The organism is Arthrobacter rhombi (genome assembly GCF_900163545.1).
Classification (GTDB): Bacteria; Actinomycetota; Actinomycetes; order Actinomycetales; family Micrococcaceae; genus Arthrobacter_H; species Arthrobacter_H rhombi_A.
Window position 1 is genome coordinate 1 of record NZ_FUHW01000019.1, and the last position, 22,806, is coordinate 22,806.

Genomic DNA, 22,806 nt, shown 5'->3' on the forward strand with positions numbered 1-22,806 from the left:
TGAAGGGTTGAAGGCCCGGGTGACCGCCCTGGCTACCGCCCACCCGCTCTACCCGAAACTTCCCCACCTCTCTTCCACGATTGGAGCCTGATCATGGCCGATCTCCTGCCCGAGCACCCCGAATTCCTGTGGCGCAATGCCGAGCCCAAGCCCTCCTATGACGCAGTGATCGTCGGCGGCGGCGGACACGGTCTGGCCACCGCCTACTACCTCGCCAAGAACCATGGCATGACGAATATCGCCATCCTGGAACGCGGCTGGCTAGCCGGCGGCAACATGGCCCGGAACACCACGATCATCCGCTCGAACTACCTGTGGGATGAGAGCGCCGCGCTGTACGAGCACTCCCTCAAGCTCTGGGAAGGGCTGCCCGAGGAACTGGATTACGACTTCCTGTTCTCCCAGCGCGGCGTGATGAACGTGGCCCACACCCTGCAGGAAGTGCGCGACTCCAAGCGTCGGGTCAACGCCAACGTCCTCAACGGCGTGGACGCCGAATGGTTGGACCCCAGCCAGGTCAAGGAGCTGTGCCCGATCATCAACACCGGGGACGACATCCGCTACCCGGTCATGGGCGCCACCTACCAGCCGCGCGCCGGCATCGCCAAGCACGACCATGTCGCCTGGGCTTTCGCCCGCAAATGCGACGAGATGGGCGTGGACATCATCCAGAACTGCGAAGTCACCGGATTCGTCAAGGACGGCAACCGCGTCGTCGGCGTCGAAACCAGCCAGGGACGCATCCTCACCGACAAGGTCGGCTTATGCGGTGCCGGTCACTCCTCGGTCCTGGCCGAAATGGCGGGATTCGAACTGCCGATCCAGTCCCATCCGCTGCAGGCTCTGGTCTCCGAGCTCTTCGAGCCGGTCCACCCCACGGTCGTGATGTCCAACCACGTCCACGTCTACGTTTCGCAGGCGCATAAGGGTGAGCTGGTCATGGGCGCCGGGGTGGACCCCTATAACGGTTATGGCCAGCGGGGCGCCTTCCACGTCATCGAAGAACAGATGTCCGCCGCCGTGGAACTGTTCCCGATCTTCTCCCGGGCGCATCTGCTGCGCACCTGGGGCGGCATCGTCGACGTGACCATGGATGCCTCCCCGATCGTCTCTCCGACACCGATCGAGGGCATGTACGTGAACTGTGGCTGGGGCACCGGTGGCTTCAAGGGAACCCCCGCCGCCGGCTACACCTTCGCCCACACGATCGCGACGGGGGAAGCACATCCGCTGAACGCCCCCTATGCGCTGGACCGTTTCGAGACCGGACAGCTGATCGACGAGCACGGCGCTGCCGCCGTCGCCCACTAGACCCCTCACCGTCAAAAGGACTTCCCATGCTGCTCATTGAATGCCCGAACTGCGGGCCACGCGATGAAACCGAATACCACTACGGGGGTCAGGCGCATGTTGCCTACCCGGAGAACCCTGCGGAGCTGACCGACAGCGAATGGTCGCGCTACCTCTTCTACCGCAAAAACCCCAAGGGCATCTTCGCCGAACGCTGGAACCACGCGGCAGGCTGCCGCAAATGGTTCAACGCGCTACGAGACACCTCGACCTACGAAATCCAAGCCATCTACCAACTGGATGAGCCACGACCGGATCTGACATCCCCCGAGCTGGCCCAGGCACGGCAGAACACCCCCGAAGGAGGAGCACGATGAGCCCCACGCAGCCCGCAGCGCCGCTGGCAGGTCGACTTGAGGCCGAGCAGGTCCAGGGTCGCGGGATCGACAGGTCCCGCACCATCAGCTTCACCCTCGACGGACAGAGCCTCGAGGCCCATCCCGGTGACACGGTCGCCTCGGCCGCTCTCGCCGCCGGGCACATCGCCTGCGGCAACTCGCTGTACCTGGGCCGCCCCCGCGGCATCCTGGCAGCCGGTGTCGAGGAACCCAACGCACTGATCACCGTGGCCTCCCGCTTTGCCGGCCAGGTCGACGAGTCCATGCTCCCGGCCACGGTCACGCACGTGACCGACGGAATGAAAGCCAACTACCTCAGTGGCTTGGGTGTGCTGGACCCGCGCCGTGACGAGGCCTACTACGACCGCAAGTACGTGCACGCCGATGTGCTCGTCGTCGGCGCCGGGCCGGCAGGTCTGGCCGCAGCCCGGCAGGCAGCAGCCGCCGGTGCCCGCACGATCCTGATCGACGAACAGCCTGAGCCGGGTGGATCGTTGCTCTCCTCCAGCACCGAGGAGATCAACGGTGTCCCGGCGGCCCAGTGGGCCGCCGAAACCGCCCAGGAATTGGAGCAGGGGCAGGAGTTCACCTATCTGGCCCGCACCACTGCCTTCGGAGCCTACGACGAGAACTACATCATCGCCGTACAGCGTCGCACCGACCACCTGGCCGAGGACCCGGGTGTCGGCGTCTCCCGCGAACGCATCTGGCATATCCGCGCCCAGCAGGTCGTGTTGGCCACCGGTGCCCATGAGCGTCCGCTGGTCTTCGCCAACAACGACCGCCCCGGCGTCATGCTCGCCTCAGCGGTCCGCAGCTACCTGAACCGGTACGGTGTCGCCGCCGGCTCCCGCGTCGTGGTGGCCACCACCAACGACGCCGCCTACGCAACGGTCGCCGACCTGCACGCAGCCGGTGTGGACGTCGCAGCGGTCGTCGATGCCCGCACCGAGGCCTCTGCCGAGGCGTCGAAGGTGCTCTCGGCCACCGGCGTCCGCTCCATCCTCGGATCCGCTGTGGTGGACACCGCAGGCGATCAAGCAGGTCGGGTTGCTTCGGTCAGTGTCAGTGCACTGGATCAGGAAGGCCAGGCCACCGGCACCGCCGAGGAGATCGACGCCGACCTGTTGGCCGTCTCCAACGGCTGGAGCCCGGTCGTGCACCTCTACAGCCAGCGTCAGGGCAAGGTCGCCTGGAATCAGGACATCGCGGCCTTCGTTCCGGGCAAACCGCTGAAGAACATGCACACGGCAGGGGCCTTGAACGGTTCCTACGATCTGGCCTCCTGCCTGTCCGAGGGCCACGCCCGCGGTGGCGACGCCATCGCCGCCGTCGGGCAGTCGGCCTCCGTCGTTGCTGCATCCGCCGCAACCTGCGCCATCGCGCCATCACGGCCGCTGTGGCTCGTGCATGGCACCGAAGGCAGCGAGGGCGAATGGGACACCCATTTCGTGGACCTGCAGCGCGACCAGACCGTGGCCGACGTCGTCCGCTCCACCGGGGCCGGCATGCGTTCGGTGGAACACATCAAGCGCTACACCTCGATCAGTACCGCCAACGACCAGGGCAAGACCAGTGGCGTGGCAGCCATCGGTGTGATCGCCGCTGTCTTGGGCATCGACGAGCTCGGGGAGATCGGCACCACCACGTTCCGTGCCCCCTACACCCCGGTGGCCTTCGCCGCCTTGGCCGGCCGCCAGCGCGGGCAGATGCTCGACCCGGCCCGGTTGACCTCCATCCACCCCTGGCATCTGGCCCACGGCGCCGTCTTCGAGGACGTCGGACAGTGGAAGCGGCCCCGCTACTTCCCGCTGGACGGGGAAGACATGGATACCGCTGTTCAGCGCGAATGCGCGGCAACCCGTGAATCCGTGGGCTTCCAGGACGCCACGACCTTGGGCAAGATCGAGATCCGTGGTCGTGATGCCGGGGAGTTCCTGGGCCGGATCTACACCAATGGGTTCAAGAAGCTCAAGGGCGGGATGGGCCGTTACGGTCTGATGTGCACCCCCGATGGGATGATCTACGACGACGGCGTGACGCTGCGGTTGGAAGAGAATCGCTATTTCATGACCACCACCACCGGTGGCGCGGCGAAGATTCTGGACTGGCTGGAGGAATGGCTGCAGACCGAGTGGCCGGACCTGGATGTGGTGTGCACGTCGGTGACCGAGCAGTACTCCACGGTGGCCGTCGTCGGACCCAAATCCCGCGCCGTCATCGCCAAGCTCGCCCCCGACCTGGACCTGTCCAACGAGAACTTCAAGTTCATGGCCTTCCGCGAAACCACGTTGGCCAACGGGATCCCGGCACGGATCTGCCGGATCTCCTTCTCCGGGGAACTGGCCTTCGAAATCAATGTGTCGGCCTGGTACGGGCTCAAGGTATGGGAAGACGTCGCCGCAGCCGGCGCCGAATTCAACATCACCCCGTACGGCACCGAGACCATGCACGTGCTGCGCGCCGAAAAGGGATTCATCATCGTCGGTCAGGACACCGACGGCACGGTGACCCCGCAGGACGCCGGGATGGACTGGGTGGTTTCCAAGCTCAAGGACTTCATCGGCAACCGCTCCTACGCCCGTGCCGATACGGCCCGCGGGGACCGCAAGCACCTGGTGGGTGTGCTGCCGGTGAATAAGACCACGCTGCTGCCCGAGGGCGCCCAGCTGGTGAACGCCGGAACGCCCATCACCCCGGAACAGGGTCCGGTGCCCATGGAGGGCCACGTGACCTCCAGCTACCGCAGCCCGGCCCTGGGCCGGACCTTCGGTCTGGCCTTGGTCAAGAACGGCCGGAACCGCATGGGCGAGGTCGTCCAGTCCTTGCTGGACGGCGAACTCGTCGACGTCGAAATCACATCCCCCATCCTCTACGACCCTGAAGGGAGCCGTCGCGATGGCTGAGAACACCTTGGAAGCACCCGCCGTGAGCCAGGAGGTCGCCGCGCTGCGTACCAGCCCGGTCGGCTACCTGGCCCAGGACATGGCCGCCGGCTCCGTGAGCGGTGAACGGGGGGTCACCCTCCGGGAACTGCCGTTCCTGACCCAGATCGGCCTGCGGGTCGTCCCGGGGTCGGCCACGGCCCAGGTGCTGGAATCGGCGCTGGGGCTTTCCCTGCCCCAGCGCGTGGGCGAGGTCAGCGGCAACGAGACCTTATCGGTCCTCTGGCAGGGCCCCGATGAGTTCCTGCTCGTCGGCCCACCGGACAGCGTGGATGCAGCACCCCTGGCCGCGCTCCTGGGCGACGGCGAGGACGCACTGCCCGGATCCGTCGTCGAACTCTCCGGAAACCGCACCACCCTGGAGCTTTCGGGCCCCTCGGCCCGGTCGGTCCTGGAAAAGGGCTGCCATTTCGACCTGCACCCCTCGGTCTTCGGCACCGGTTCGGCCGTCTCCACGGCCATCGGCCCCGTGCCGGTGTTCTTGTGGAAGACGGAAGAGAACACGTTCCGGATCCTGCCCCGCGCCTCCTTCGCGGACTACATGGTGCACTGGCTGCTCGATGCCATGCTCGAATTCGCGGCGGCAGAGGTTCCCTGATGGCACTGAGCACTCTGGACCTGTTCTCGGTCGGAATCGGTCCGTCCTCCTCCCATACGGTGGGTCCCATGCGGGCAGCCCGGCGGTTCACCGCCGGGCTGGCCGCGGACTCCCTGCTGGACTCGGTGGCCCGCGTCAAGGCCGAACTCTTCGGCTCCTTGGGGGCCACCGGGATCGGACACCACTCGGACCAGGCGGTGATCCTGGGTCTGGCCGGCCACGACCCGGCGACCGTCAACACAGACACCGCCGGGGACCTGGTGTCCTCCTGCATCCGTGAGGGGCGACTGCCGCTGGACGGTGGCTCCGATATCGACTTCAACGACGAACGTGATGTGGTCCTGCATCGGCGCAAATCGTTGCCGGCCCACCCCAACGGCATGATTTTCCAGGCCTTCGGGGCGGATGGGGAGACGATCCGGGAGAGCACCTACTACTCCATCGGCGGTGGGTTCGTCGTCGACGACGTCTCCGCCGAAGCCGACCAGCTGGTCTCCGACGAAACCCCGTTGCCGCATCCGTTCAGCAGCGGAGGTGAACTGCTGGCCGCCTGCCGGACCTCCGGGCTGTCCATTGCCGAAGTGATGATGGCCAACGAGAACTCGTGGCGGCCCGAAGCGGAAACCCGTGCCGCGCTGCTGCATATCTGGTCGGTCATGGAGGAATGTGTGGAAAACGGCTGCACCCGCACCGAACCCGTGCTGCCCGGCGGGCTGAAGGTCCGCCGTCGGGCCCCGGAACTGCGGGAGAAGCTGCGCCAGCAGGAGGCGGATGGCCGGATCGGTGGTCTGGAACCGGCCGACCCGCTCTGGGCGATGGAATGGGTGAACCTCTATGCCCTGGCCGTGAACGAGGAGAACGCCTCGGGCGGTCGCATCGTCACGGCACCGACCAACGGGGCCGCAGGCATCATTCCTGCGGTGCTGCATTTCTATGCACGGTTCATCGACGGCGCGGATGAGGACGGGATCGTCACCTTCCTGCTCACCGCCGCGGCCATCGGCATCCTGTTCAAGCAGAACGCGTCGATCTCCGGCGCCGAGGTCGGCTGCCAGGGTGAAGTCGGTTCCGCCTGCTCGATGGCTGCCGCCGGGATCTGCGCAGTACTGGGCGGCACACCCGAACAAGTCGAAAACGCCGCGGAAATCGGAATTGAGCATAATCTGGGCTTGACCTGCGACCCGGTGGGCGGGCTGGTACAGATCCCCTGTATCGAACGCAATGCCATCGCCTCGGTCAAGGCCATCAACGCGGCCCGGCTGGCACGCCACGGCGACGGCGAACATCGTGTCACCCTGGACCAGGCCATCGAAACGATGCGTCAGACGGGAGCCGATATGAAGGATAAGTACAAGGAAACCTCGCGCGGCGGCCTCGCCGTGAACGTCATCGAGTGCTGAGCACCCCTCCTCCACGAGAAAGCAGGACACCATGGTCCAGGCCTCCGAATCCCCCCTCCACGAATTCGTGCTGAGCTTGGACTGCCCCGAACGGCCGGGCATCGTCCATGCCGTTTCGGGGTTCCTGCTCAAACATGGCGGGGACATCCATGAGCTGCGCCAATTTGATGACTTCCATGAGGGCAGGTTCTTCCTGCGGGTCCACTTCGTCAGCCGTCCGGGCCCCGACTCGCCGCAGGTCGCCGTGGATCCGGAGCTGGAACTGCAACGGCTGCGTGGGGCCTTCTCCGAACTCGGGGCCGGCTACCAGATGCAGTGGAGCCTGCGGCCGCTGAACGAAAAGCGCCGCGTGCTGGTCATGGTCTCCAAATTCGGTCACTGCCTCAACGACCTGCTGTACCGTTCCCGGATGGGTGAACTGCCCGTGGAGATCGTTGCGGTCGTCTCCAACCACCTCGACCACCAGTCATTGGTTCAATGGCATGGGATCGACTACCACCATGTGCCCGTCACCGCGGAAACCAAACCCGCGGCCGAGGCCCGGCTACTGGAGCTGATGGAGGACTACGACGTCGAACTGGTGGTTCTGGCGCGCTACATGCAGATCCTTTCCGACGAGTTGAGCCGCCAGCTCACCGGACGCACCATCAACATCCACCATTCCTTCCTTCCCAGTTTCAAGGGGGCCAAGCCCTATCACCAGGCCCACGCCCGCGGCGTGAAGACCGTCGGGGCGACAGCCCACTACGTGAACAGCGAACTGGACGAGGGGCCGATCATCTCCCAACAGGTTCAGGACGTCGACCACACCTTCTCCCCCGCCGATCTGGTCGCCGCAGGACGCGATACCGAATGCCGGGCGCTCTCCAACGCCGTGCGTTGGCATTGCGAGGGCCGGGTCTTTCTGCTGGAGAACAGGACAGTGGTCCTGCGCTAGCCGGCGACGATAGGCTGGAGGACCAGGATGCCTCCCCGCGCGGGGAGGGAGCGGAGGTTGGGATGGCACAGGAACGCCAGGCACTGGTCATTGTCGGAGTCGATGGTTCCGCTTCGTCGGTGGAGGCCCTCCGTCAGGCACAGCATGTTGCCGTCGGCTTAGACGCCCGGATCGAGGCGACCGCCTGCTGGGATTACCCGCCGATGCCCGAACGATACGAAGTCATGGGCATCGAGGGATTCGAAGAACGCGTCGAACATACGGTCGCCGCCGCCTTGAAGGAGGCCTACGGGCCTGAGCTTCCGGAGAATGTGTCGGTGCGGTTGCGTCAGGGCAGCGCCCGACCGACGCTGATCGAAGCCAGCAAGGAAGCCGATATGCTCATCGTCGGTCGCCGGGGCCGTGGAGGGTTCGTCGGATTGCTGATGGGCTCGGTCAGTTCGGCCTGCATCGCCAGAGCTTACTGCCCGGTGCTGGTCGTGCGCGGTCCGGCCCTGGCCGATACCGAGATCCCCGACTAATCCACGCCCCGCCCCGGAGCCCGATACTCAGGGCCCCAGCGCCTCCACGGCACAGCCGATGAGCAGGACGTAGCCGGCGGCCACGGCACAGGCCGGGGCAGCCACCACGGTGGTGGTCAGCCCGAGGCCCAGCCCCACCAGGCCCAGCACCACCAGGCACGCCCCGAGCCAGAGGAAGACCGGTGCGGCGAAGGCCCGGGCATAGGGCAGGAAGTGTGCGCCCACCGCCAGCGCAATCACCGCCGGTTGAAGCTCTTCATGTCCGGTGGATTCCAGCCACCGCATCCCGATGAACATGATCGCCAACATGCCCAGCACGCCGCCGACGTAGACGATCCCGCCGGTCCGGTCCGGCCGCGGATGGGGTGGGAGCGGCCGGGGTCGCAGGAGCACCGCCCAGATCCACAGTCCGAGCGCGGCCAACCCCAGGAGCCGCAGGGCGGCGGTCCAGGGTCCGGGTAGGGCCTCGGTGTTGAAGAAAATGAAGGCGCAGCCGCCCAGCGCGCCGACCAGGGACCCGGAGACGCGGGGATGGCCGAGGCGGCGGTAACCGGGCACGGGGGCCAGGCTACCGCCGCCGTCGCTTCTGGTGTCGGTCAGATCGGTGCTCATCGGGCGGGTTTTCATGTCCTGTTTCCCTCGTCGGTTCTTCCACCACGGTAGGTGGATCGCCGTTCACGGGACAGTGACATCGGTCATGACCGCGCCCACACCACACCCGAGCCTTAGTCCAGGTGGGTCGGGGCGAACATCTTCAACAAAGTCTGGACCACGACCACGTTCGGGCCCTCGGCGGCAAAGGATTCCTCCAAGGCCTGCCGGACGTCTTCGGGGGCCACGGCGCGTGCCGGGATGCCGAAGGATTCGGCCAGGGCGACAAAATCCGGGCGGGATAGTTCGGTGGCCGTCGCCTGGCCGAACGCACCTTCCATGTATTCACGCAGGATCCCGTAGCCGCCGTCGTCGACAATCAGCCAGGTCACCGCGGTGTTGTGCTGTTTGGCGGTGGCCAGCTCGGCGATCGAATACATGGCCGAACCGTCACCGGAGACCGCTAGCACGCGTCCGTCGATCCCGGTTTTGCCGTCCACGGCCAGGCCCACGGCCCCACCGATGGCCGCCGGGTAGCCATAGCCGAGGCCGCCGGCCCCCTGAGCCGAATGGAACTCGCCCTCGCGGGCATCCCAGCAACTCCACCCCCAGTAGGCGGCAATCGTCATATCCCAGAAGGTCTGCATCGACGACGGGACCGCGGCACGGATATCGTCCATGAACTTTCGTTCCATCCCCAGGTCCTGGGCGTCCAGACGCGCTCTCACCAGGTCCAGGGTGTCGGCGACCACCTGCTCGGGGGTCTTCCCGTGCCAGTCAACAGATTCGCCCTGTTGCCCGCCTTCCGCGGTGCGCTGCTCCTCCAGAGCGTCCGAGAGGAACTGCAGGGCGGTTTTCGCGTCGGCACGGATGCCGAGCGCCGGGCTGTTGGATTCCAGCACCCGCGGTTCGGCATCAATCTGGATCAGGCGTCCACGCGGGGCCAGGGTGAAGTAGTTGGAGGTGACTTCGCCCAGGGAGGAGCCGATGACGATGAGCACGTCGGCATCTTCGAGGATCTCGGTGGTGTGCCGGTCCTCGATCCACGATTGCAGGCTCAACGGGTGCTTCCAGGGGAAGGCTCCGTTGCCCCCGGGCGAGGAGATCACCGGGGCGCGGAGCTGTTCTGCCACGCGCAGCAGCTCGGCCTGGGCCCCTGCCCGGCGGACACCGCCACCGGCAACGATGGCCGGGCGGCGGGCCTGGCCCAGCCAGCGGACCGCCTCCTCGATGAGTTCCACGCGCGGCGGGTGCTCGTAGGCTTCGGCGAGCGCATCGACGACCGGGGGGACGAAGACCTCGGAGAGCAGGACGTCCTGCGGGACCTCGACCCAGACCGGCCCCTGTGGCACGGTGATGGCATCGGACCAGGCGTCCTGGATGGCCGAGGGAATTCCCGAGGCATGGTGCACGGTGCGCTGGGATTTGGTGACGTTCGCTGCCGAGGCCTTCTGGTCATCGAGCTGGTGGAGCATCCCCTTGCGCCGGGCGCCGAGCCCGTCCAAGGGGATCTGGCTGGCGATGACGACCATCGGTACGCCCGTTGCGTAGGCCTCCTGCAGGCCGGCCAACGAGGTGAGTGCCCCGGGCCCGGTGGACAGGAACAGAACGCCTACTTCGCCGGTCGCCCGGGCGTAGCCGTCGGCCGCGAAGGCCGAGTTGTTCTCCACGCGGGAGGAGACGAATTCCAGTGGTGAACGGGAGAGGGCATCGAACAGGCCCAAGGCGTGCTGCCCCGGAATCCCGAAGACCGTCCGGGCGCCGAGCCCGCTGAGGGTCTCGATCGCCAGGTCGCCACCATTGCGCGGGGCGGTGTTCCCGGAGGTTTCCGGGGTGTTCTGCAAGGAGTCGGGCACTTAGGAGTCCTTCTGGTCGGTGGCTCGTTTATCCGCCATCAGCGAGACGAGGTCGTAGGCGACGTGTGAGGCCGCAATGCCGGTCATTTCGGCGTGGTCATAGGCCGGGGAAACCTCCACGAGGTCCGCTCCGACCAGGTTCATCCCGCGCATCCCGCGCAGGATCTCCAAGAGTTCGCGGCTCGTGATACCGCCGGCCTCGGGGGTTCCGGTGCCGGGGGCATGCGCTGGGTCCAGCACGTCGATATCCACCGAGATGTACAACGGGCGGTTACCGATGCGGTCGCGCAGCTTATCGACGATTTCGCGCACCCCCTGATAGTAGACGTCGGAGGAGGTCACGATGCCGAAACCGAAGCGCTGGTCATCCTCGAGGTCCTTCTTACCGTACAGCGGTCCACGGGTTCCCACATGGGAGATCGCCTCGGTATCGAGGATGCCTTCCTCAACGGCCCGACGGAACGGGGTGCCGTGGGTGTATTCGGCGCCGAAGTAGGTGTCCCACGTGTCCAGGTGCGCATCAAAGTGGAGCATCGCCACCGGCTCCCCCGCCCGCTCCGAAGCGGCACGCAGGAGTGGCAAGGCGATGGTGTGGTCCCCGCCGATGGTCATCAGCGACGAGCCGTCGGAGGTCAGGTCCAGGGCGTTCTGCTGAATGGTTTCGATGGCGTCGTTGATATTAAAGGGGTTCACGGCCATATCGCCGGCATCCGCGACCTGCACTGCCTCGAAAGGAGAGAGGTCCATGGCCGGGTTATAGGGGCGCAGCAGGCGGGAGGATTCACGGACGTGGTTGGAACCGAAACGGGCCCCGGGCCGGTAGGAAACTCCGGCATCGAAGGGGACGCCGACCACCTTGATGCCGGCATCGGGAGCCTGGTCCAGTCGTGGCAGCCGCGCATAGGTGGCCGGGCCGGCAAAGCGCGGAATCTTCGAGGAATCAATGGGACCGATTTTTCCGTTGGCCTCGACGCGGATCTCTTCCATGGTTCTCCTTCTCGATGGGCCACCTGAACGACCTCGCCCACGGTTGCCTAATAAGATACTTTCGTTGTCCCTTATGCTATTTGTGGCTTATGGCACAGTCAAGGCGCGCGGCCCCGAACCAGCCCATCGATCCATGCCGTGATGATCGCGGCCCGCGCCGTTGGCCGCGGCAGGCGTAGCGTTCGAACACGAAGGCCCTCGACACGTGGACGCCAGCAGGTACCCCTTCTCCGGGGGCAAGATCGCCCCTCCCGGGCGGCCGGCCAGCCATGGCGGAAGATCATCTGCCCGGTCATCCGGGATGCCTGCGGCATCATGCCGCAACCGTATTTCCGCTGGACCGAGAGCTCAGCGGTGCGTCATTGGCGCAGTTTCCTCCTGTTGGGACAGGGGGAAATCGCGCCACTGACCCGCGAGGTTTTGCGTGGGGCCGAACCGAATCCGCGGCTCAGACCGCGGGTCCATATCGGCCGAATACCGCTACCGTGATGCAGCGGGGACCAGCGTCCACAGGACCACTGCTTCCTCATCGGTGGGGTTGATCCATGAATGCGGTTCACGGCCGGGGAACGTCACCGAATCACCGCCCTCGAGTTCGAATCGTTCGTTGGCGAAGATGATGATGAAACGTCCCGACACCACATGCAGGACCTCGACCTCGCAGTCCACCGAATACAGTTCGTCCTCGCCTTGCCCGCGGGGTTCGATGACGGCCCGGATCACCTGCAGCCGCTTCTCCGAGCGGCTGGTCACCAGACGTTCGATAATGCCGTGACCACCCAAGGAGATGCGCGGGGCATCGTCGAAGCGGACCACATGGGTTTCTGGTTGGGCGAACAGCTCCCCCACCGACACCGACAGGACCTGGCATAAGGTGACCAACGAGGCCACCGAGGGTGAGGTGAGGTCGCGCTCGACCCGGGACAGGAAACCTTTGGTCAGCCCGGTTGACTCGGCCACCTGCTCGATGGTCATACGCTGGACGTGACGCGCGGCCCGGATCTTCGAACCGATCGCAATCGGGGCGTTGCTGGGCTCGACGGGCAAAGCCTTCATGGGCGGTGTACTCCGGGTCTTCGCATTGGATATCTGTCCTGCATGACGTCACACAGCATAGGCCAATTGACCTGTTAGCCAGATCACTTTAGCTTAGTAGGCAACAGATGTTTACCTGTAAACATCACCTGATTGTCATCTTCCTTCCCTTTTCGACCAGAGGTTCCTCATGGACATCATCAATATCGCGATTGTGATCGCGTACCTGATCGCGATGCTCGCGTTCGGCTGGTGGGGCAAGTCCCGCACCAAGAACAGCAGCGACTATCTGGTCGCGGGCCGACGACTCGGCCCCTTCCTCTACACCGGAACCATGGCCGCCGTCGTCCTCGGCGGTGCGTCCACGGTCGGCGGTGTGGGCCTGGGGTACGAATTCGGGCTCTCCGGCGCGTGGCTGGTGATCGCCATCGGCATCGGGGTGCTGCTACTGAGCATGCTCTTCGCCCCGCGCCTGCAACGACTGAAGATTTTCACCGTCTCGCAGATGCTGACGCTGCGCTACGGCTCCAAGCAGGCCACGAACGCCTCGGCGGTAGTCATGCTGGCGTATACCTTGATGCTCTGCGCCACCTCCACCGGCGCCTACGCGACGATCTTCGTCGTCCTCTTCGAATGGGAGCGCTGGATCGCCATCGCCGTTGGCGGGGCCATCGTCTTGATCTACTCCACCATCGGCGGCATGTGGTCCATCACCCTGGCCGACCAGGTCCAGTTCGTCATCAAGACCATCGGCGTCTTCGCCCTCATGCTGCCTTTCGCCCTGTCGGCGGCCGGCGGCTTCAACGGCATCTCGGCCGGCATCCCCGAACGCGCCCGCGAGGCCTTCTTCAGTTGGGGCGGCATCGGGGCGCAGACCATCATCACCTACTTCGTCGTCTACACGCTGGGCCTGCTGATCGGGCAGGACATCTGGCAGCGCGTGTTCACCGCCCGCACCCCGAAGGTGGCCCGCTGGGGCGGCGCCACCGCCGGCATCTACTGCGTCATCTACGGCATCGCCGGAGCCATCATCGGCATGTCGGCCCGCGTCGCGCTGCCCGGCATCGACATCGAGGCCTTGGGCAAGGACGTGGTCTACGCGGAGGTCGCCATGACCCTGCTGCCGGTGGCCGTCGGCGGCATCGTCCTGGCCGCCGCCGTCGCCGCCATGATGTCCACCGCTTCCGGTGCGCTGATTGCCGCAGCCACGGTGGCCCGCAACGACGTCACCCCCTTTGTCGCCGGCTGGTTCGGCAAGAAGATCGAGGTCAACACCGGCCGCAACCCCGAACACGACATCGCCGCCAACCGCTACTGGGTCTTGGGGCTCGGCGCCGTGTCCATCATCCTGGCGATCCTCGTCAACGATGTCGTCGCCGCCCTGACCATTGCCTACGACATCCTGGTCGGCGGGTTGCTGGTGTCGATCCTGGGCGGTCTGCTCTGGAAGCGGGGCAACGGTACCGGTGCTGCCCTGTCCATGGCGGCAGGCACGTTGGTCACCCTGACGACCATGATCACCCTCGAAGTCCTCTCCACCGAAAAGTTCGCCGGCGTCTACGCCAACGAGCCGATCTACTTCGGTCTCGGTGCCTCACTCGTGGTCTATGTCCTGTTCAGCCTGCTCTCGGCGCCGACCCGCACCGAGGTGACGAAGCACTGGTCGGATCGCGTCTCCGGACGGGTCGATATGGAAGGCGTTTCCACCGACCAGTAGAGGACCACAAAACCCCGCCGTCGCCCATCGTTCCCGGCGCGACGGCGGGGTTTTGCGTTCGAATCCGGGGAACTCCGCACCGGCTGCTCCCCCAGGGTCCCCGGTCAGGGCAGGCCGGCCGGCCGGCCGGGCGAGGAAAGAGGCCATGGCGGCACGGCGCTTTGATGGTCGAACCCCTGCCGAAACCCCCTTTTTGGCCCCATGAGTCGAAACGAATCTAGCCGTGCCAGCATTGGGATGCAGTGGGGATGACGTAGAACACAGCTTGGGTTGCCTCGGCAATCGCGTTAGGCTGGAAAAAAGCTTCATGAGACGCGGGCAACAGCTCCGACTACCCGCGCACCAACCCCAGGTTCGTGGGTGGTTCGGATGAGGAAGCGGCCCGCACGACAACGTGTTGGGTAAGAACGCACGAGAGGAAATCCGTGGCGCAAAGCGTCTCCGTCCTTCCAATTTTCGATTCGATGCTAGGCACCGTCTGCCTCAACGTAGACGGTCAATGGGAACGCTTCATCGCGCCCCACCCTCAGGATCTCGACTATGCGCTGGCCAACACGGCCGGTCGACCGGTCTGGGAATCCGATTCCTGCGCACTGACCGTGCGCATCCCCCGGGCACACCGCCCCGACGGAGAAGCTCAGGTATTCTTCCTTGAGCGTCTGCCCGTTCGCGACCACGCCGAGGCTCCCTCGGGTATGCTGGTCGGCTGAAGGGGAGTAGTTCCACACCCCGCCCGAGCCGGATCACTGATCCGGCACGGGCGGAAGAGGATCTGTCGACATACTGATCGCCGACCAGGCGGTCCGGCAATCCACCCGGCTTCGACGCCGGGCGAACGAGACCTTCGGCCCGCTGATGGCGGTCCGAGGTTTGTTGTACCCCACCAACCTTTGACCGTCACCCCCGCCCCCGTGCGGGGACAACGACCCGATTAAAGGACCCCCGATGGCACCGGATGCCCCCTCCCCCGACGCCGACCCGCTCCGTGCGCAGTCCCCGCGTCGGGAGCCCACGCCCGCCGAGATCAGGCGCTGGCGCAAATACTTGGCCGATGAACGTGTTGAAGGCTCCATCTATCTGACCCTGGCCAAACGCCGTGACGGCGAGGAACGCCAAATCCTCTTGGGCCTGGCCCGTGCCGAAGCCCGCCACGAGGAACATTGGGCCACCCTTTTGGGCGAACACGCCCGGAAGACGGCACGGCCCTCCTTCAGCCGCGTCATGTTGCGTTTCATGGCCCGAAACTTTGGTTCGGTCTTCGTGCTGGCGCTGGCCCAACGAGCCGAAGGGTCCTCCCCCTACGACAATGATGCCGACGCCACCGCCCAGATGGCCGCCGATGAGCTGGTGCATGAGGAAGTCGTCCGTGGTCTTGCGGTCCGCGGCCGCAACCGACTTTCGGGAAACTTTCGGGCAGCCGTCTTCGGTGCCAACGACGGGCTGGTCTCCAACCTGGCCCTGGTGATGGGCATCGGCGCTGCCGGGGTGTCCAGCGCCCTCGTCCTCTTTGCCGGTGTTGCCGGCCTGCTCGCCGGCGCCCTGTCGATGGCCGCTGGCGAATACGTCTCCGTCCGGTCACAGCGCGAACTACTCACCGCTTCCCAGCCAACCCAGGTCACACTCATCGCCGCCCCGGATCTGGACCTGCAGGCCAACGAATTGGTTCTGGTCTATCGGGCCCGCGGGATGAGCCGGGAAGCCGCCGAGCACCGGGCCGCCGAACGGCTGGGAACTTTCAGCTGCGATTGCGACCCGTCCTTATCGCTGCAGCCCGAGGTACCCGAGACCGCCGGTGACGAACACGAAGCCCTCGGATCGGCTATCGGTGCTGCCGCCTCCAGCTTTTGCTTCTTCGCCTCCGGTGCCTTGATCCCGATCCTGCCCTACCTCTTCGGCATGGGCGGGCTACCGGCCCTGCTCTTGGCCTTGGTCCTGGTGGGGGTGGCTCTGATGCTGACCGGCGGTGTCGTCGGGCTGCTCTCCGGCGCCTCACCAGCCAAACGCGGGTTCAGACAATTGGCGATCGGCCTCGGAGCGGCAGGGGTCACCTATGCTCTGGGCCTGCTCTTCGGCGGCAATATCGGATAGGTTCCGGGCCCGTCCACGTCGACGGTCCGCAGATCATGTCAGCTGGCGCGGCGCATCCGTCGGGCTGCTGCCGTCGGTCGGCGCTCTTGCACCGCCGGTGGAGTCGGTTCCGGCACGATGGCTTCGGGCTCCGGCTCGGGGGCTGGCGTGTCACGTCGACCTGCCTTCGCTGCGGCAATCACCTCGCGGGCGGGACGGGTCGGCGCCTTCTTCAAGGGCCGGGCCGTCGCGCCGATCGGCGGCAAGGGCTCGACGTGAACCTGCGGTTCCTGCTTGCTCGCCTTGGCCGTCTGGGCCTGCTCGGCGCGGGCAACCTTCGCCCGGCGTTCGCGCTCTTCCTGAGCCAGCTTCTCCGCTTTGACCCGTTCGGCCTCGGCAAGCTTTTCTGCCTGGGCCCGCTCGATTTCGGCAGCTTTCTCCGCCTTGGCCTTTTCCTCCTGCGCCGCCTGTTCGGCCTTGAGTGCCTGCGCCCGCTCGCTTTCTGCGACCTTCTCGGCCCGGGCGCGTTCGGCGAGCGCTGCCTGCTCGATTTTCTCGGCTTCCTTCAGGGTGCGGGCCTCCTTGGCCCGGGCGCTGCGTTCGGCCCTGGCCGCACGACGAGCCGTGCTCGCTTCCTGGGCCAGCGCCAATCGTTCTGCCTTGGCTGCTTGGGCCGCAATGGCTTCCTCGTCCTGCTGGACTGCCTTCGCCGCACGAGCCTGCTTCTTGGCCGCTTCCTTCTCCTGCTGGGCAGGGGTCAGGGTTTTGGGCTGGGGTTGACGCTTCGAGGATCGTGGTGGTGACGGCTCCGTGGGGCGCGGCGTATTGGGGTCGAAGTAGTCGGCCAACCGGTCCAGGGTGCGCTCAATATTGGCTGGGGTGCTCCGGGTGAACCCCATGACCTTCAGCGGCCATTGCCGTTTCAGCCGTGAGGCGTCCCAGGTTTCACGGACCAGCGTCCCCCGTGGAGCGGGGATCAGTTCATAACGCCAGCGATGGCCGTTGAAGTGCCGCCAGGCGATCAGCCGGTTCTCCTCGAACTCCACCACCGTGTTCTGGATCCGGTACCCCACACCCAACCGCATATCCATCCCGAACTCGGCGCCCAGGGACAGGCGTTGGGGTTCGTCCTGGCGAGAATTTTTCACCGTGCCGGAACCGTCGATGAGCGGATGCTTCGACGGGTCGGCGAGTAGTTCGAAGATGGCGCCGGGAGGCGCCTGGACCAGGCGTTGCCGGGTCACCAGATAGGGGTTCGAGTCCATAGGCCCAGCCTACCCAGCGCAGCTGCAGATCCTCTGGATGTCGCCGGGCGCTGCGCGAAGGGGTTCGACGGTCCTGGACCGCATTCGGCCAGCGGTTCAGTCTCCGGTGAGGATGCCCACCGCCAACTCGGGGGATTCGACCAAATGAATGGCTGCTGCCATCTCCCGTCCGGCGGCCAACGATTCCAACAGCTACCAGGCAGGGAGCTCCCGGGTCCAATGATGGCGGCCCACCAGGATCATCGGGGTTTGGGTTCTGGCGGTGCCGTAGTAGTTCTCGCAGGCATCCTGGAAGATCTCCTGCACGGTTCCTGCGGACCCGGGCAGGACGACCAGCCCTCCCGTGCAGGCCTTGAGCAGCACATCTTCACGAATGGAGTTGGCAAAGAACTTCGCGATATGGGTGGCGAACAGGTTGGGCGGTTCATGCCCGTAGAACCAGGTCGGAATCCCCACGGTCGGTGTTCCGCCCGGATACTCTTCGATGACGGCGAGCGCGGCCCGCGCCCACTGCGAGATCGAGGGACGGAACGACGGCGCGACGGCGAGCCGCTCGATGGCTTCCTCCAGGACGCCCTCCTCCTCCGCGCAGAGGTAGGCGCCCAGGTTGGCTGCTTCCATGGCTCCGGGGCCGCCCCCGGTGGCGACGGTGAACCCTGCCCGGGCGAGGCTGCGCCCCAGAGAGGCTGCGTCGCTGAACGCCTGAGTACCGCGTTCGGCAGCGTGTCCACCCATCACCCCGACCACCCCGCGACCTGGAATCAGCCCCGCTGCATCGCCGTCGTGCTCGGGTCTCAGCAGCAGTTCCAGGGCCGTACCGATGGCATGGTCGTGCAATGTGGTGGCCAGGGCCATGTTCAGGCCGCCCCGTCCGGCGCCCCGGGACCTGCTCCAGGCGTAGATGCGTGCGTCGGGGGTGTCCTCGTAGGCGTTCTCCCCGAGCCCGGCATAGAGGTCCTGCGCCCGATAGAGCCCGCCACGGTAGGGATCGAACGGCAGTCCCGGCAGGTCGGGGAAGATCAGTGCGCCCCGGCCGCGCAGAGCGGGGATGGAGCCGGGCGGCAGGTCGCAACCGAGGAAGACGGCCCCGGAGACGTCGGCACGCTCCAACGCCCGTCCACGATCCCGTAGATCCAATGATTGGCAGTGCCATCCGGACATCGGGGCCCCACTGATTTTCGTGCGGGCATCGAACTGGGCGACCGTGTCGATCTCCAGCTCACGGGGCGGTGTCTGCATCGCCGGGGAGGAGTTCATGAGCACACCCTACGGCGACAGCCGGCGACCGGGCATCCTGGTTCGTCGGCAGGGGCCCAGACGTGAAACGATAGGAGGATGGCAGAATCCGATTTTCCCCTCGTCGACGCCCGCGAAATCCTCCGCGTGGTCGGTGGTGCGGCGTTCACCCGGGGGAAGGGGTACGCCAACGCGGAGCACGTTCTGGGACTGGAGTTCACCGCCGGTGACCCTCAGCTGACCGCCCGGGTGGTCGGGACCGAAGACGAGCCGTACAACACCACGGTGACGCTCGTGGACCGCAAGGGTGTCTGGACGGTCGGTGACACCTGGTGCAGCTGCCCGGTCGGAACCCATTGCAAACATGCTGCCGCACTGCTGATCTACTCGAATACCTTGCATCTGCGGGCCCAACGCGTGTTCTTCGAGAACACCGCAGCCCCGGCGAAGGTCCCCGCCTGGCAGGACACCCTGAATTCGTTGATCGGTGCCGGCGGCCGTGGTGGCTCCACACCGGCCCGTGCCGGGGCCCGCGCCCGGGGTGGGTCCGAACGCAACCATCTGCAGCCCTTGGCCCTGCAGTTCGAACTCCAGGACACCACCCAGGTCGCCCACCGGCAGTGGGCCCCCGGTTCCGGCGTCGGGCACCAGAACAGTTCGGGGCACCGGTGGCGTCTGGGCGTGCGCCCCATGGTCCGTTCGGGCAACGGCCGCTGGGTCCGTGGGAACCTGCGCTGGAATACCATCAGCTTCAAAACCTACGGGCTGAACCTGGATGAGGAACAGCACCGCTGGTTCTGCCAGTTCGTCCCGCTCTACCGTGCCAATGGGCAACTGTATTTTGGTGAGGACAACGACTGGCTCTATCTGGACGAGTTCTCCTCCCCGCTGCTCTGGTCGCTGCTGCACGAAACCGAAGCCCTCGGGATTCGGCTCATTGGGCCGCGCTCGGCCACCACCATCCGGCTGGCTGAAACTGCTTCCGTATCGCTCACGGCGGGACACCCGGAGGACGACGACGGGGCCTTGGGCCTGACTCCCCTGCTCAGTCTCGACGGGGAGGAATTGGAGCTCTCCCCCGAGACGCCCGTGGGGGCCATCGGCAATCACGGTGTCTACGCGGCCCGTGAGGACGCCGAGCTGATCGTCCTGGCGCCCACCGCCCGCAGGCTCGATCCTGCCGAGGTGGCCCTGCTGCACCAGCCCGAAACCGTCGTCGTTCCCGCAGCTGACGTCGATGACTTCATGGCTTCGGTCTACCCGCGTCTGGGCCGCCGGCTGGCCATCAACGCTGCCGACGATTCGGTGGAACTGCCGGGGATCCTGCCGCCCAAACTCATCCTCGAGGTGACCTACCCCGGCGGGGATACCGCGGAGATCGCCTGGGACTTCGACTACGGGCACGGCCCGGTCGATGCCGATCTGCGCGATGTCGAGGCCGAATCGGCACTCGAGGACGCCGCCCTGCAGGCAGTTCAGGACTCCCCCACCCTGGCCGGGCGCGCCCTGGTTCCCCGCACCCTGCGCGGTTTGGACACCGTGGACTTCGTGCGCAGGTCACTGCCGCTGCTGGAACAGGTCGATGGCCTCGAGGTCCGTACCACCGGCCACCCACCGGCCTACCGTGAACTCACCGAATCCCCCGAGCTGACGGTGACCACCGTCGAATCGGAGAAACGTGACTGGTTCGACCTCGGTCTGGTGATCGCCGTCGGGGAGCACCGTATTCCGTTCGCCGACGTCCTGCGGGCCCTCTCCCGCGGGCAGAGCCGCATGCTCATGCCCGATAAGACCTACTTCTCACTCGAGCACCAGCTCTTCGATAGGCTGCGCGACCTCGTGGCCGAGGCCGGGACCCTCAACGATAAGAACTCCGACCTGCAGATCACCCGCTACCAGGCCTCCCTTTGGGAGGAACTCGAGGAGCTCGCCACCGTCACCGAAGGCCCCGATTCCTGGTATGCCGGGGTGAACTCGCTGTTGGACGTCGCCGAGGCCGAATCCCCGGCACTGCCCACCGGACTCAAGGCGACGTTCCGCCCGTACCAGCGGGAGGGCTTCGAATGGCTGGCCATGCTCTGGCGCAATAATCTCGGCGGCGTCCTGGCCGACGATATGGGCCTGGGCAAAACCGTGCAGGCCCTGGCCTTGATCCTGCATGCCAAGGACCAGTGGGCCGCGGCTAGCGGCACCGCCAAAGTTCCCGGGCCGTTCCTGGTGGTCGCCCCGACCTCCGTGGTGGCCAACTGGTCCGATGAGGCGGCACGTTTCGCCCCCGACCTGCGGGTGGCAGCCATCGCCGACACCCAGGGGCGGGCCGCCCGCCCGCTGGCAGCGATCGCTGCCGAACACGACGTCGTGGTGACCTCCTATACGCTCTTCCGTCTCGACGCCGAGGCCTACCAAGCCCAAACCTGGGCCGGACTGATCCTGGACGAGGCCCAGTTCGTGAAGAACAAGGCGACCAAGGCCCACCATGCGGCCCGCGATCTCAACGCCGCCTTCAAACTGGCGATCACCGGTACCCCGATGGAAAACAACCTGATGGAACTGTGGTCGATCTTCGCCATCGTCTCCCCCGGGCTGTTCCCTTCGGCGCTGCGCTACGCGGAGAACTATCAGCGGCCCATCGAGAAGCAGGGCCTGGACGAGCCGTTGGCCCGGTTACGTCGCCGGATCCGCCCGTTCATGCTCAGGCGCACCAAGGACGCCGTGGCCACCGACCTGCCGCCCAAGCAGGAGCAGGTCCTCAACGTCGAGTTGGCGCCGAAGCACCGCAAGATCTACGACACCCACCTGCAGCGCGAACGGCAGAAGATCCTGCGCCTGGTGGAGGACATGGATAAGAACCGTTTCACCATCTTCCAGTCCCTGACCCTGCTGCGCATGCTGTCGTTGGACGCCTCGCTGGTGGATCCGGAGTACGACGGCGTCCCGTCGGCCAAGTTGGATGTCCTCTTCGTACAGTTGGCCGACGTCCTCGCCGAGGGCCACCGGGCCCTGGTGTTCAGCCAGTTCACCTCCTTCCTGAAGAAGGCGGCCTCCCGGCTCGACGACGAAGGCGTCGAATACGCCTATCTCGACGGGTCCACCCGTCGGCGCGCGGACGTCATCGACGAGTTCAAATCCGGGAGGGCCCCGGTGTTCTTGATCTCGCTGAAGGCCGGTGGCTTCGGGCTGAACCTCACCGAGGCCGACTACTGCTTCCTGTTGGACCCCTGGTGGAACCCCGCCGCCGAATCCCAGGCGGTGGACCGGGTGCACCGCATCGGGCAGACCCGCAACGTCATGGTCTACCGGATGGTCGCCAAGGACACGATCGAGGAGAAGGTCGTGGCCTTGCAGGATGCCAAACGGCAGCTGATCTCCTCGGTCATGGATGCCGGTGAGGGCTTCGGCTCGGCGATGACCGCCCAGGACATCAGGGACCTGCTGGTCGAATAGGCTCCACCTCGGGCCCGGCCCCCGGGCTGCCCCACCTGCATGGGTAGTTCTCCCCATCGCCCCGTTCTGTTTTTCCTTCTAGCCTGAATCTGGAAGAAGAACCAGAAGGACGATGGAGAGGAGACGGCATGACGTGGAAGATCGATGTCCCCGCCGTGCGGAAGGTCCTTGATACGACCGATTCGTCGCTCTCCGAGACCGAAGGCGCCAAGGACGACGTGGCCACCGCGTTGGAAGCCGTCGAGGCCTCCCTGCCCGGCGAGTGTGCTGACATCGTCTCGGCGTTGTCGGCCCTGCGCCGGGACACCCTCGTCAACGACATGACTGACATCATGACGCGCGGGAACAACGCCGTCCAGGGAACCGGGGAATCCGTCAGGGCCTTCCAGGACGCCGACGAGGATATGCGCGATCGAGCCCAGGCCCGGGCAGCCTCCATTCCGGTTCAGGGCCCGCCCGCTGACACCAAGGTTCCGGCGAACATGTTCAACTTCGGCACCCGCGAACGGACGGTCTGAG

18 protein-coding genes and 1 riboswitch are annotated in these 22,806 nt (G+C 66.0%); of the genes, 12 read left to right on the forward strand and 6 right to left on the reverse strand.

Annotated elements, in window-relative coordinates; genetic code table 11:
* The first annotated feature begins 93 nt into the window (after positions 1-93).
* The 7 genes from FM101_RS03875 (at position 94) to FM101_RS03905 (ending at position 8,089) form a co-directional block, all read left to right on the forward strand.
* Positions 94-1,311, forward strand: coding sequence for a sarcosine oxidase subunit beta family protein (locus FM101_RS03875; protein WP_086995760.1), 1,218 nt, complete (start codon positions 94-96; stop codon positions 1,309-1,311).
* Positions 1,312-1,337: 26 nt separating this feature from the next.
* Complete coding sequence (locus FM101_RS03880) at positions 1,338-1,667, forward strand: sarcosine oxidase subunit delta (RefSeq protein ID WP_086995763.1); 330 nt, start codon at positions 1,338-1,340, stop codon at positions 1,665-1,667.
* The gene (locus FM101_RS03885) at positions 1,664-4,594 is read left to right on the forward strand and encodes a sarcosine oxidase subunit alpha family protein (RefSeq protein WP_086995766.1); all 2,931 of its coding nucleotides are present in this window, start codon (positions 1,664-1,666) and stop codon (positions 4,592-4,594) included. Before FM101_RS03880 ends, FM101_RS03885 begins: the two co-directional genes overlap by 4 nt.
* Positions 4,587-5,231, forward strand: coding sequence for a sarcosine oxidase subunit gamma (locus tag FM101_RS03890; RefSeq protein ID WP_086995769.1), 645 nt, complete (start codon positions 4,587-4,589; stop codon positions 5,229-5,231). The genes FM101_RS03885 and FM101_RS03890 overlap by 8 nt, the downstream gene beginning before the upstream one ends.
* Positions 5,231-6,631, forward strand: coding sequence for an L-serine ammonia-lyase (locus FM101_RS03895; RefSeq protein WP_086995772.1), 1,401 nt, complete (start codon positions 5,231-5,233; stop codon positions 6,629-6,631). Before FM101_RS03890 ends, FM101_RS03895 begins: the two co-directional genes overlap by 1 nt.
* 31 nt (positions 6,632-6,662) lie before the next feature.
* The gene (gene purU / locus FM101_RS03900) at positions 6,663-7,568 is read left to right on the forward strand and encodes a formyltetrahydrofolate deformylase (protein ID WP_086995774.1); all 906 of its coding nucleotides are present in this window, start codon (positions 6,663-6,665) and stop codon (positions 7,566-7,568) included.
* Positions 7,569-7,630: 62 nt separating this feature from the next.
* On the forward strand, positions 7,631-8,089 hold the full coding sequence (locus FM101_RS03905; RefSeq protein ID WP_086995777.1) for a universal stress protein: 459 nt from the start codon (positions 7,631-7,633) through the stop codon (positions 8,087-8,089).
* A gap of 27 nt (positions 8,090-8,116) precedes the next feature.
* On the opposite strand, the gene FM101_RS15920 is transcribed toward FM101_RS03905, so the two are convergent.
* The 4 genes from FM101_RS15920 to FM101_RS03925 form a co-directional block, all read right to left on the reverse strand.
* A complete protein-coding gene (locus tag FM101_RS15920) occupies positions 8,117-8,716 on the reverse strand; it encodes a hypothetical protein (RefSeq protein WP_241895258.1) in 600 nt (199 codons plus the stop codon).
* A 98-nt stretch (positions 8,717-8,814) separates the two neighbouring features.
* Entirely contained in the window at positions 8,815-10,536 is a 1,722-nt protein-coding gene (locus FM101_RS03915) for a thiamine pyrophosphate-binding protein (RefSeq protein WP_086995779.1), read from the reverse strand.
* Positions 10,537-11,523 carry an agmatinase gene (gene speB / locus FM101_RS03920; RefSeq protein ID WP_086995782.1) on the reverse strand — a complete coding sequence of 329 codons (987 nt, stop codon included), beginning with the start codon at positions 11,521-11,523 and terminating at the stop codon, positions 10,537-10,539. It lies immediately after the preceding gene.
* Between the two features lie 480 nt (positions 11,524-12,003).
* Positions 12,004-12,579: a helix-turn-helix domain-containing protein gene (locus FM101_RS03925; RefSeq protein ID WP_086995785.1), complete on the reverse strand. Its 576-nt coding sequence runs from the start codon at positions 12,577-12,579 to the stop codon at positions 12,004-12,006.
* A gap of 169 nt (positions 12,580-12,748) precedes the next feature.
* On the opposite strand from FM101_RS03925, the gene FM101_RS03930 reads away from it, so the two are divergent.
* From FM101_RS03930 to FM101_RS03940, 3 genes are all read left to right on the forward strand, one after another.
* Positions 12,749-14,275, forward strand: coding sequence for a sodium:solute symporter (locus tag FM101_RS03930; RefSeq protein ID WP_086995788.1), 1,527 nt, complete (start codon positions 12,749-12,751; stop codon positions 14,273-14,275).
* Between the two features lie 303 nt (positions 14,276-14,578).
* Positions 14,579-14,689: riboswitch (SAM riboswitch) on the forward strand.
* Between the two features lie 11 nt (positions 14,690-14,700).
* Complete coding sequence (locus FM101_RS03935) at positions 14,701-14,985, forward strand: hypothetical protein (RefSeq protein WP_086995791.1); 285 nt, start codon at positions 14,701-14,703, stop codon at positions 14,983-14,985.
* A gap of 235 nt (positions 14,986-15,220) precedes the next feature.
* Positions 15,221-16,363, forward strand: coding sequence for a VIT1/CCC1 transporter family protein (locus tag FM101_RS03940; RefSeq protein ID WP_086995796.1), 1,143 nt, complete (start codon positions 15,221-15,223; stop codon positions 16,361-16,363).
* A 38-nt stretch (positions 16,364-16,401) separates the two neighbouring features.
* Here FM101_RS03940 and FM101_RS03945 read toward each other — a convergent pair whose 3' ends face one another.
* Positions 16,402-17,607 (reverse strand): SRPBCC family protein, encoded by a 1,206-nt coding sequence (locus FM101_RS03945; protein ID WP_086995799.1) that lies wholly within the window; start codon positions 17,605-17,607, stop codon positions 16,402-16,404.
* A 192-nt stretch (positions 17,608-17,799) separates the two neighbouring features.
* Entirely contained in the window at positions 17,800-18,864 is a 1,065-nt protein-coding gene (locus FM101_RS03950; RefSeq protein WP_342744353.1) for an LOG family protein, read from the reverse strand.
* 78 nt (positions 18,865-18,942) lie between these two features.
* Here FM101_RS03950 and FM101_RS03955 point away from each other — a divergent pair, with 78 nt between their 5' ends.
* Together FM101_RS03955 and FM101_RS03960 are read left to right on the forward strand one after the other, a co-directional pair.
* Complete coding sequence (locus tag FM101_RS03955; RefSeq protein ID WP_086995802.1) at positions 18,943-22,287, forward strand: DEAD/DEAH box helicase; 3,345 nt, start codon at positions 18,943-18,945, stop codon at positions 22,285-22,287.
* A 128-nt stretch (positions 22,288-22,415) separates the two neighbouring features.
* Positions 22,416-22,805 (forward strand): DUF6507 family protein, encoded by a 390-nt coding sequence (locus FM101_RS03960; protein ID WP_086995805.1) that lies wholly within the window; start codon positions 22,416-22,418, stop codon positions 22,803-22,805.
* Position 22,806 lies beyond the last annotated feature (1 nt).